At 69.1% G+C, this 8,235-nt stretch carries 10 protein-coding genes and 1 tRNA gene; 4 read left to right on the plus strand and 7 right to left on the minus strand.

Annotated elements, in window-relative coordinates:
• Nucleotides 1–246 precede the first annotated feature (246 nt).
• Both gltA and HMPREF0731_RS04415 read left to right on the plus strand, forming a co-directional pair.
• Nucleotides 247–1,551, plus strand: a complete 1,305-nt coding sequence (gltA, locus tag HMPREF0731_RS04410) for a citrate synthase (protein ID WP_007002826.1) — start codon at nt 247–249, stop codon at nt 1,549–1,551.
• A gap of 318 nt (nt 1,552–1,869) precedes the next feature.
• Nucleotides 1,870–2,523 (plus strand): hypothetical protein, encoded by a 654-nt coding sequence (locus HMPREF0731_RS04415; RefSeq protein ID WP_007002827.1) that lies wholly within the window; start codon nt 1,870–1,872, stop codon nt 2,521–2,523.
• A 46-nt stretch (nt 2,524–2,569) separates the two neighbouring features.
• Here HMPREF0731_RS04415 and HMPREF0731_RS04420 read toward each other — a convergent pair.
• The 3 genes from HMPREF0731_RS04420 to HMPREF0731_RS04425 form a co-directional block, all read right to left on the minus strand.
• Nucleotides 2,570–2,645: transfer RNA gene (locus tag HMPREF0731_RS04420), tRNA-Glu, on the minus strand.
• Nucleotides 2,646–2,691: 46 nt separating this feature from the next.
• A complete protein-coding gene (locus tag HMPREF0731_RS26465; protein ID WP_007002828.1) occupies nt 2,692–2,871 on the minus strand; it encodes a DUF2256 domain-containing protein in 180 nt (59 codons plus the stop codon).
• 135 nt (nt 2,872–3,006) lie between these two features.
• On the minus strand, nt 3,007–3,297 hold the full coding sequence (locus tag HMPREF0731_RS04425) for a DUF6476 family protein (RefSeq protein WP_007002829.1): 291 nt from the start codon (nt 3,295–3,297) through the stop codon (nt 3,007–3,009).
• Here HMPREF0731_RS04425 and HMPREF0731_RS04430 point away from each other — a divergent pair.
• Nucleotides 3,284–4,315, plus strand: coding sequence for an RluA family pseudouridine synthase (locus tag HMPREF0731_RS04430; RefSeq protein WP_007002830.1), 1,032 nt, complete (start codon nt 3,284–3,286; stop codon nt 4,313–4,315). The genes HMPREF0731_RS04425 and HMPREF0731_RS04430 overlap by 14 nt on opposite strands.
• 225 nt (nt 4,316–4,540) lie before the next feature.
• Nucleotides 4,541–5,428, plus strand: a complete 888-nt coding sequence (gene rpoH / locus HMPREF0731_RS04435) for an RNA polymerase sigma factor RpoH (protein ID WP_007002831.1) — start codon at nt 4,541–4,543, stop codon at nt 5,426–5,428.
• Nucleotides 5,429–5,568: 140 nt separating this feature from the next.
• Here the strand turns inward: rpoH and HMPREF0731_RS04440 are convergent, their stop codons facing one another.
• The 4 genes from HMPREF0731_RS04440 to HMPREF0731_RS04455 all read right to left on the minus strand — a co-directional run.
• Nucleotides 5,569–5,913 carry a DUF3140 domain-containing protein gene (locus HMPREF0731_RS04440; protein ID WP_007002832.1) on the minus strand — a complete coding sequence of 115 codons (345 nt, stop codon included), beginning with the start codon at nt 5,911–5,913 and terminating at the stop codon, nt 5,569–5,571.
• Nucleotides 5,910–6,404, minus strand: a complete 495-nt coding sequence (locus HMPREF0731_RS04445) for a hypothetical protein (RefSeq protein WP_007002833.1) — start codon at nt 6,402–6,404, stop codon at nt 5,910–5,912. The genes HMPREF0731_RS04440 and HMPREF0731_RS04445 overlap by 4 nt, the downstream gene beginning before the upstream one ends.
• A gap of 130 nt (nt 6,405–6,534) precedes the next feature.
• On the minus strand, nt 6,535–7,824 hold the full coding sequence (locus HMPREF0731_RS04450; RefSeq protein ID WP_007002834.1) for an adenylosuccinate synthase: 1,290 nt from the start codon (nt 7,822–7,824) through the stop codon (nt 6,535–6,537).
• Between the two features lie 2 nt (nt 7,825–7,826).
• A partial coding sequence (locus HMPREF0731_RS04455) for an ATP phosphoribosyltransferase regulatory subunit (RefSeq protein ID WP_007002835.1) occupies nt 7,827–8,235 on the minus strand: 409 nt, incomplete at its 5' end.

Below are 8,235 nucleotides of genomic sequence, written 5' to 3' on the forward strand. Positions count from 1 at the left end.
GGCCTGTGGTCGCACCGCGACGGCGCGCCGGAGAGCTGGCGCGCCCGCTTCTGAGCGGCCCGGCCCCGGCCGGTTCCGGCGGGGTGGAATTGCGGCGATTTCATGGCCGGGCCGCGTCTGGCGCCCCAGCTTCACCGCCCGGCGGATGGACAAGGATGCAACCCAGCGCATAATCTTGCGCTGCATCATAGACGGCGCGGGCGCCCCCCGGGACGCCGCCGCCCTCCCCGACACGAGGAAGACGCCATGAGCAGCACGGCCAAAGGGTCCGTTACCGTCACGCTCGACGAGTCTGGCAAGAGCGCCAAACTGCCGCTGATCCAGGGCTCGATTGGCCCCGACGTCTTCGACATCCGCAAGCTCTACGGCGAGCTGGGCGTCTTCACCTTCGACCCCGGCTATGGCGGCACCGCCGCCTGCGAGAGCGCCATCACCTATATCGATGGCGACCAGGGCGTGCTGCTGTATCGCGGCTACCCGATCGAGCAGCTGGCGGAGAAGAGCAACTTCCTGGAAGTCTCCTACCTGCTGCTGAACGGCGAGCTGCCGACCAAGGAGCAGCTGGCGAAGTTCGACCGCGGCGTGACCCTGCACACCATGGTGCATGAGCAGCTGCGCCGCTTCTTCGACGGCTTCCGCCGCGACGCCCACCCGATGGCGATCCTCTGCGGCGTGGTGGGCGCGCTCTCGGCCTTCTACCACGACAGCCTCGACATCAATGACGAGCAGCAGCGCGAGATCGCGGCCTTCCGGCTGATCGCCAAGGTGCCGACCATCGCCGCCTGGGCCTACAAGTACTCGATCGGCCAGCCCTTCATGTACCCGCGGAACGACCTCTCCTACGCGGAGAACTTCCTGTACATGCTGAACGCCGTGCCGGCCGAGGAGTGGAAGCCCAATCCCATCCTCTCCCGCGCCATGGACCGCATCCTGGTCCTGCACGCCGACCACGAGCAGAACGCCTCCACCTCGACGGTGCGGCTGGCCGGCTCGACCGGCGCCAACCCCTTCGCCTGCATCGCCGCCGGCATCGCCGCCCTGTGGGGCCCCGCCCATGGCGGCGCCAATGAGGCGGTGCTGAAGATGCTGGCCGAGATCGGCTCGGTCGAGAACATCCCCGCCTTCATCGAGAAGGTGAAGGACAAGAACTCCGGCGTGAAGCTGATGGGCTTCGGCCACCGGGTCTACAAGAACTTCGACCCGCGCGCGAAGATCATGCAGGCCACCTGCCACGAGGTGCTGAAGGAGCTCGGCATCAAGGACGAGCCGCTGCTCGACCTCGCCATGGAGCTGGAGCGCATCGCGCTGTCGGACGACTACTTCGTCAGCCGCAAGCTCTACCCGAATGTCGATTTCTATTCGGGCATCATCCTGAAGGCGATGGGCATCCCCACCCACATGTTCACCGTGCTCTTCGCCGTGGCGCGCACCGTGGGCTGGGTCAGCCAGTGGAAGGAGATGATCGAGGATCCGGCGCAGCGCATCGGCCGCCCGCGCCAGATCTACACCGGCGCCGCCGCCCGCGACTTCGTGGACGTGGACAAGCGCTGAAGGCAAGTCCGTCGCCCCTGGCGGCGGGACATCCCTGTCCCGCCGCGCCGCCCGCCCCGCCCGGCCCCGCCGCGGCGGGGCTTTCTTTGCGCGCGGCCACAAGAAAGCCGCGCAACACCCACATCCGCCACACAGTCCGGGACAATTCCGTGCCCGGCCGCTCAGCTATAGCGGCGACGTGACCCAGCGGACCGATTCGCCAGCGGTCGCTATTGCTCCATGATAATTCGCGCCCAGGTCGATTTCCTCTTGATCACGCAAGCGTGATCGTTAATGAATACCAACCGGACGTTGAAAACCACGGACGGAACTCCTGGAATGCGCGATATCGACAGGCCGGAACTCCTTCACCGTTCGCTGGACGACCTGGTGCGCCGGCGGTTGCGGCAATGGCCGCAGCGCCCGCCGGGCGCGCTGGACAGCCCGAAGCAACGCGGCGTCTGGATGCGCGCCCGCCCGGGCGAGCAGGATGGCACGGCGCATCCTTTCCTCAGGCTGCCCGGCTCCAACCGGCTGCGCACCGTGCCGGACGGCATGTGGCTGCATTTCAGCCCCGACCCGGCCGATGCCTATGTCGACCTGCTGTGCATCGAGGCCTGCTCGACCCTGCAGAACCTGCTGGACAAGAGGTCGCGCTTCGCGCCCTCCACCTGCTCGCTGCTGGCGGTCTGCCCGCTGCCCTGGCTGATCGCGCCGCTGCAGCCCGGCGACAAGCTGCCGCGCTGGCGCCGCATCAAGCTGCTGCGGCAGGCGCCGGTGGAGCCGCTGGTGCTGCCGGTGCGCGACCTGCGGGTGCTCTACGGGCTGAAGACCCGGCAATATGACGGCTTCGCCCGCACCCAGATGCCGCAGGCGCACGAATATTTCTGCCCGATGGACGCGCTGACCGACGAGGCGGGCGCCAGCAACCCGGCGATGCAGGCGCTGATCGCCCGCGCCTCGGGCGCCGCGAATTTCATGCGGCTGCCCTGAACGCAAAAAAGGCAGCCTTGCGGCTGCCTTTTTGCGCCAATCGCCTTGGCGTCCCCTAGGGGATTCGAACCCCTGTTGCCGCCGTGAGAGGGCGGTGTCCTAGGCCTCTAGACGAAGGGGACTGGAGGCGTCGTGTGAGGGGGCTTTTATCGGCCAGGCGGGGCGCGATCAAGGGGCTGATTTCATATTTCCGCCACCGGAATGCTTTTTCGGGTGGCGCCCCTCCCGGCAGGCCTCGCTGCAATAGCGGACCTCCTCCCACACCCGCGCCCATTTCTTCCGCCAAGCGAAAGGGCGGCCGCAGGCGGCGCAGGGCTTCTCGGGGAGGTTGGGCTTGCGATGCGGCATGGAAGGATCCTTCTTTTCTGAAGAAAAGAAGCAAAAGACTTTTTGTCAGTGGGCGTCCCGCCCAGGGCCTGAGGCGGGACGCCTAACTGAAAAAGGTTTTTTGGTTCTTTTTTGCAAAAAAGAACCCCTTCTTTCTTACTCTCCGAGCCGGATCTCGCCCGCCACCCGGCCGCCCTGCGGATCCACCAGCAGGATGCGCGCGCCATCCGGCCGCTCCACCCACACCGCCAGCCGGCCGCCATCCAGCGGCGCGATCTGGCCGATGCGCGAACCGGGCGGCTGCCGCAGCGCCAGTTCCGTGCTAACCCCGGCGCTGATCCCGCGCGCCGCGCTGTTCATGCGCTGCACCAGCAGCACCACCAGCGCCACCGTGCCGGCGATGATCATCACCCCCATCAGACCGACAGCAAATTTGAGCGCGCGCACCGACACCTCTCCTTCCGGCGAAAGCCAGGCCGCCACCGGCACCACGCCGGAGGGCCCCTTCACCCTGACCGCAGGACCGGCCGATGCGGGCGCCCGCCTCGACCGTTTCCTGGCGGCGGCGATAGGCACGCTGTCGCGCTCGCGCGTCAAGGCGCTGATCGAGGCCGGGCATGTGACGCGCGACGGCCAGCCGGCCGGCGACCCGTCCGAGGCCATCCGCACCGGCGCCACCTATGTCGTGGCGCCGCCCGCCGCGCAGCCGGCGACGCCGCAGGCGCAGGACATCCCGCTGACCATCCTGTTCGAGGACCGGCACCTGATCGTGCTGGACAAGCCGGCCGGGCTGGTGGTCCACCCCGCCCCCGGCAACCAGGATGGCACGCTGGTCAACGCCCTGCTGGCCCATGCCGGGGAGGAGCTGACCGGCATCGGCGGCGAGAAGCGTCCCGGTATCGTCCACCGGCTCGACAAGGACACTTCCGGCGTCATGGTCGTGGCCAAGAGCGAGGTGGCGCACACCGCCCTCTCCGCCGCCTTCGCCAGCCGCGACCTGGAGCGTGCCTATCTGGCGCTGGCCTGGGGCGTGCCGGCGCCCGCCAGCGGCGAGGTCGATGCCCCGGTGGGCCGCCACCCGACCGACCGCAAGCGCATGGCGGTGGTCGCCCGCAACGGCAAGCACGCCTTGACCCGCTACGCCACGGAGCGCGCCTGGGGCACCAGTTGCGCATTGTTACGCTGCCGACTCGCCACCGGCCGCACCCACCAGATTCGCGTCCATATGGCGCATATCGGCCATCCGCTGGTGGGGGATCCGGTCTATCTGCGCCGCCTGCCGGCCACCGCCCGCGGCCTGCCCGTGGCGGCGCGCGACGCGCTGCTGGCCTTCCCGCGCCAGGCGCTGCACGCTGAAAGCCTTGGCTTTCATCATCCGGTGACGGGCGAGATGCTACGCTTCAGCACCCCCCTCCCCCCCGACATGCAGGCGCTGCTCGCGTTGCTGGATGGTAACCCGGGGTAACCCGACTATTACAGTCGGGATTTTCTTGCGCAACCGCGAAGGGAGAGGTAGCGTTCTTCTGTCGCCAACGCCGGGTGCCACCACCATGGCGCGGCCGCCGGGCCTGACACCGACTGTGAACGGGGTCAGGGCGGCGCGTCAGGGCCCGAGCGGGGGGCGACCCGGAGCTTGAGCCGGGGATTGCCGTCACAGGGGCTCCCGGCCGGTGCAGGAGGCAGTTGCAGTATGGCTTCCACGACTTCGATGATCCCGATCGCCCCTGAGGGCAATCTCTCCCGCTATCTGCAGGAGATCCGCAAGTTCCCCATGCTGACGCCGGAGGAGGAATTCCGCCTGGCGAAGGACTGGAAGGAGCATGGCGACCAGAAGGCCGCGCACAAGCTCGTCACCTCTCACCTGCGCCTCGTCGCCAAGATCGCCATGGGCTATCGCGGCTACGGCCTGCCGGTCGGCGAGCTGATCAGCGAGGGCAATGTCGGCATGATGCAGGCCGTCCGCCGCTTCGATCCCGACCGCGGCTTCCGCCTGGCCACCTACGCCATGTGGTGGATCCGCGCCGCGATCCAAGAGTACATCCTGCATTCCTGGTCGCTCGTGAAGATGGGCACCACCGCCGCGCAGAAGAAGCTGTTCTTCAACCTGCGCCGGCTGAAAGGGCAGATGGCCGCGCTCGAGGAGGGCGACCTCCAGCCCGAGCAGGTCGAGAAGATCGCCCGCGTGTTGCAGGTGCCCGAGCAGGACGTGGTCTCGATGAACCGCCGCCTGGCCTCGCCCGACAATTCGCTGAACGCGCCGGTGCGCGCCGACAGCGAAGGCGAGTGGCAGGATTGGCTGGTCGACGAGAGCGAGAGCCAGGAAACCGAGATCGCCGAGCGGCAGGACATGTCCAACCGCCGCGAACTCCTCGGCGAGGCGCTGAAGACGCTGAACGAGCGCGAGCGCCACATCCTGATCGAGCGCCGGCTGAAGGACGAGCCGACCACGCTCGAGGAGCTCTCGCAGCAGTACAACATCTCGCGCGAGCGCGTGCGCCAGATCGAGGTCCGCGCCTTCGAGAAGCTGCAGAAGAGCATGAAGAGCCAGATCATGGAGCGCCGGCTGGCGGTGGACTAACACCGCTAGGCAAGCGCCGGGATGAAAGGGGCGGGATCCGGAAGGGCCCTGCCCCTTTCTGCATAAAAAAAGGCCAGGGGAATGAATTCCCCTGGACCCCTTCTTTTTTCTGTCCGGGCCGGCCGCCGCTGGCGGCCGGCTCACTTCAGCGGGTCGTGGCCCCAGTTCATCAGCGAATGGCGCCAGCGACTGTCACGGATGTCGCCCTTGGGGCGCTGCGCGGCATGGCGGTGGACATAGCCGATGACCTTGCGCATGTCGGCCTGGTCGCGTTCGGTCAGTTCCGCCTTGCGCCGCGCCTTGATCTCCAGGATGCGCTCGCCCATCCGGTGGCCGACCGCCTCGCCCTCGCCAGGGGCGGTCACCTTCTCGCCGTCCTTGGTCATGCCGACAGAGCGGCTCGCCTCGCTCTCTAGCCAGCGGCGCAGCCGGGCGGGCGGCATGTTGGCGACGGCGCGGAACTCCTTCCAGACATCCTCGCTCACGCCAGCGCCTCCACCAGCTGCGCCTTGGTCATGCGGGAGCGGCCGCTTATGTCCCGCTTCCGCGCCTGCTCCATCAGCTGGGCCTTGGTCTGGCTGTCGCGCCGGGCGGCGGCGGATTTGCGGGCGGCGGGGCGCGGCTGGGCGCTGAACTGGCGGCCCTTGCGGCTGTCGGCCTGCTTCTTGGCGCTGCTGCGCTCGTATTCGCTGTCGGAGAGGCGTTCGCGCGCCTTGCGCGGCAGATAGCGCTCGCCCGTCTGGCCGCTGGGCGCGCCGGACTTCGTGCCCCAATCCTCGCGCTGCCATTGGTCCAGGTGGTTGTCGCTGGTCTTGCCGCCGCGATAGCCGCCGCCTTCCGCCTTGTATTCGGCGACGGCGCGTTGCGCCTTGCGGGCCGACCATTGGCCGGGCTTGCCGCCCTTGGCCTCGCGCGTGACCTTGGCCTTGACCTTCTCCCAGAGCTTGGGATCGGTCTTCTGGGCGGTGCCCGCCATTGCCTGCCTCCTGTGGGGGATGCGGCAAAAACGGCGACCTGCCTTGGCCGGTTGCTCCCCTGATGGCGGGGTCCGGGGTGGCCCTGCCACCCCGGCGGGGGTCAGGGGGCGGAGCCCCCTGCCTTGCCTTTTAGTCCGAGAACGGATCGCTCACGAGAATGGTGTCATCCCGCTCCGGCGAGGTGGAGAGCAGCGTGACCGGCGCTTCCACCAGCTCCTCGATGCGCTTCACATACTTGATCGCGGTGGCCGGCAGATCGGCCCAGGAGCGCGCGCCCATGGTGGACTGCGTCCAGCCTTCCAGCGTCTCGTAGATCGGCTTGGCCTTGGCCTGGGCCGCGGCGGCGGCGGGCAGGCGCTTCACCACCTCGCCATCGATCTCGTAGCCGGTGCAGATCTTCAGCTCGGTCAGGCCGTCCAGCACGTCGAGCTTGGTCAGCGCCAGGCCCTGCACGCCGCCGACCTTCACCGCCTGGCGCACCAGGCAGGCATCGAACCAGCCGCAGCGGCGCGGCCGGCCGGTGACGGTGCCGAATTCCCGGCCGCGCTCGCCCAGGCGCTTGCCGATCTCGTCCTGCAGCTCGGTCGGGAAGGGGCCGGAGCCGACGCGGGTGGTGTAGGCCTTGGCGATGCCCAGCACCATGCCAACGCTGTGCGGCCCGACGCCGGCGCCCGCCGCCGCATTGCCCGCCACCGTGTTGGAGGAGGTGACGAAGGGATAGGTGCCGTGGTCGACGTCGAGCATCACCGCCTGGGCGCCCTCGAACAGCACGCGCTTGTTGCTGTGGCGGGCCTCGTCGAGCCGCTCCCACACCGCCTCGGCATAGGGCAGCAGCTTCGGCGCCAGGGCCAGCAGGCGGTCCAGCAGATCCTGCTTCTCGAAGGTCTCGGCGCCGAGGCCCTTCAGCAGGGTGTTGTGGTGCAGCAGCAGCTCGTCGAGCTTGGCCGACAGCGTCTCCGGCTCGGCCAGGTCGCAGAGGCGGATGGCGCGGCGGGCCACCTTGTCCTCATAGGCCGGGCCGATGCCGCGGCCGGTGGTGCCGATCTTGGCCTCGCCGCGGGCTTCCTCGCGCGCCTTGTCGATCGCCGGGTGCAGCGGCAGGATCAGCGGCGTGTTCTCGGCGATGCGCAGATTGTGCGGCCCGACGTCCAGCCCCTGCCCGCGCACGCGCGAGATCTCGGAGAGCAGCGCGTCCGGGTCCAGCACCACGCCATTGCCGATGATGCCGAGCTTGCCGCGCACCACGCCGGAGGGCAGCAGCGACAGCTTGTAGGTCTGGTTGCCCACCACCAGGGTGTGGCCGGCATTGTGGCCGCCCTGGAAGCGCACGACGATATCGGCCCGGCTGGCCAGCCAGTCGACGACCTTGCCCTTGCCTTCGTCGCCCCACTGGGCGCCGATCACGGCGACATTGGCCATGGCTACGCGATCTCCTCGATGGGCGCGGCATCCTGGCCGCGCAGGATGTGGCCGCAGCGCAGGCGCTGCGGCGTGTCGGCGGGCGAGAGGGCCGCCACCGTGATGAAACCTTGGCCGCGCAGCCGCGCAGCCGCCGCCGGGTCGGCGCCCAGCGGCAGGAACAGGCGCGGCGCCTCCTGCGGCACCGGCGCGGCGCGGCGCAGCGCGTCGGGGTAGAGGGTCATGCCGGTCGCCGGCTCCTCGCCGCTGCGGTAGCGGCCGCCGCGCGCCAGCTCCCCGGTGCCGCCCGGCCCGTACAGGGTGAAGGCGACGCCCACATGGTATTGCAGCCCGCGGAACTCGACCGGGTCCAGGGTGATGCGCAGCCCCGGCGCGCGGGCGCGGATGGCGGCGATGACGGCGGCCGCATTG

Source organism: Pseudoroseomonas cervicalis ATCC 49957 (assembly GCF_000164635.1).
Lineage (GTDB): Bacteria > Pseudomonadota > Alphaproteobacteria > Acetobacterales > Acetobacteraceae > Pseudoroseomonas > Pseudoroseomonas cervicalis.

What these genes read in the sequence shown, in the direction of transcription:
- gltA (WP_007002826.1), top strand. Translation starts at nt 247, where the DNA reads ATGAGCAGCACGGCCAAAGGGTCCGTTACCGTCACGCTCGACGAGTCT.
- HMPREF0731_RS26465 (WP_007002828.1), bottom strand. Translation starts at nt 2,871, where the DNA reads ATGCCGCATCGCAAGCCCAACCTCCCCGAGAAGCCCTGCGCCGCCTGC.
- rpoH (WP_007002831.1), top strand. Translation starts at nt 4,541, where the DNA reads ATGGCTTCCACGACTTCGATGATCCCGATCGCCCCTGAGGGCAATCTC.
- HMPREF0731_RS04415 (WP_007002827.1), top strand. Translation starts at nt 1,870, where the DNA reads ATGCGCGATATCGACAGGCCGGAACTCCTTCACCGTTCGCTGGACGAC.
- HMPREF0731_RS04445 (WP_007002833.1), bottom strand. Translation starts at nt 6,404, where the DNA reads ATGGCGGGCACCGCCCAGAAGACCGATCCCAAGCTCTGGGAGAAGGTC.
- HMPREF0731_RS04450 (WP_007002834.1), bottom strand. Translation starts at nt 7,824, where the DNA reads ATGGCCAATGTCGCCGTGATCGGCGCCCAGTGGGGCGACGAAGGCAAG.